The following is a 1823-nucleotide window of genomic DNA, read 5'->3' as shown; positions in this document are numbered from 1 at the left end:
ATGCTGGTCGGCGTATTGGCGGTGTGGAAATCCGGAGGCGCATATGTACCGCTGGATGCGGATTATCCGTCCGAACGGATTCGCTTTATGCTGGAGGACAGTGGTGCGACGGTGCTGCTGACCCAAACCGGTTTGCAGGAGCGTGCACAGGTTTGGCTGGAGGCAAGTCGGCAGGCCTTGGTCGGAGGGCAGCCTGAGGGTGAATTGAAAACAGCGGCTGGCGCTGAAACGATGGAAAGAGACAGCCTGAGTGAAGGCATAAGCTTGAAATTAGATTCGAAGTCTGACAGCGAAGAAGCATCCAAACCAGCAACAGGGCTGCGTCTGCATACCGTATTGGCATTGGACGATGAGTCGCTGTACACCGGGGATGCCACGGATGTTGAACCTATCAATGAACCACACGATTTGGCATATGTGATCTATACGTCCGGTACAACCGGACGTCCGAAAGGCGTCATGATCGAACATCGCAGCTTGGTGAATACGGCTGCGGCGTATCGCCGGGATTACCGTCTGAACCAGTTCCCGGTACGACTGTTGCAACTGGCCAGCTTTTCCTTCGACGTGTTCGTCGGCGATATTGCACGGACGCTTTATAACGGCGGCACGATGGTTATCTGTCCGAAAGATGATCGCATTGATCCAAGCCGTTTGTACGGATGGATTCGTGATTATCAGATTACCGTGTTCGAATCGACTCCGGCCTTGATCGTACCGTTTATGCAGCATGTGCATGAACAGGGGCTGGACATGAGCAACATGGAACTGCTGATCACCAGCTCGGATAGCTGCAGCGTGACGGACTACCGGGTGCTGCAAGAACGGTTTGGCGCAGATATCCGCATGATCAACAGCTACGGCGTCACGGAAGCGGCGATTGACTCCAGCTTCTATGACGAAGAGCTGTCGAAGTTGCCAAGCAGTGGCCATGTGCCGATTGGCCAGGCATGGCTGAACGCACGCTTCTACATTGTGGACAGCCAGCTGAATCCGGTGCCGATCGGTGTACTGGGCGAGCTGTGCATTGGTGGAGCCGGGGTGGCACGGGGGTACCTGAACCGTGCGGATCTGACCGCTGAGAAATTCGTAGCGAACCCGTACGTACCGGGGGAACGTTTGTATCGCACAGGCGATTTGGCGCGGTGGATGCCGGACGGCAATGTAGACTTTATTGGCCGGATGGACTATCAGGTCAAAATTCGGGGCTACCGGATCGAGCTGGGCGAGATTGAAACGGCGATCCAGCGAGTGCCAGGTGTGCGTCAAGCCGTAGTCATCGACCGGACGGACGAGCGTGGAAACAAATATTTGTGCGGATACATCACGGGAGAAGCCGAGCTGCGGATCGAGGAGGTACAGGCAGCGCTGGAAGCCGGGTTGCCAGCGCATATGGTGCCAGCACGTCTGATGCGACTGGAGGCCATCCCGCTGACCAGCAATGGCAAAATCGACCGCAAGGCCTTGCCAGAGCCGGAAGGCAGCATCTATACGGGAGCAGCCTATGTGGCCCCGCGTACCCAGGTGGAGCAGGTACTGGCTGCGGTATGGGGCGGAGTGCTGGGCGTGGATGCCGTAGGCACGCAGGATAACTTCTTTGAGCTGGGCGGCGATTCGATCAAAGCCCTGCAAGTCTCGTCCCGATTGCTGCAAGCAGGTTATCGATTGAACATGAAGGATCTCTTCAGTAATCCGACGGTAGCAGCACTCAGTCCTTTGCTTCGTACAGATGGCAAGATGGCCAGTCAGGAAGAGGCAGTAGGCCCGGTGGAACTGACACCTATTCAGCGATGGTTCTTCGAGCAGCAGCCGGCTGACCTGCA

1 protein-coding gene is annotated in these 1823 nt (G+C 56.6%); it reads left to right on the top strand.

Going from position 1 to position 1823, the window contains the following annotated elements; translation table 11 throughout:
• Positions 1 to 1823, top strand: a 1823-nt coding sequence (locus tag OIU26_RS25775) for an amino acid adenylation domain-containing protein (RefSeq protein WP_264218412.1), incomplete at both ends; no start/stop codon positions are given.

Source organism: Paenibacillus sp. BT-177 (genome assembly GCF_025846815.2).
Lineage (GTDB): Bacteria > Bacillota > Bacilli > Paenibacillales > Paenibacillaceae > Paenibacillus > Paenibacillus polymyxa_C.
This window is presented reverse-complemented; position numbering and strand designations above follow the sequence as displayed.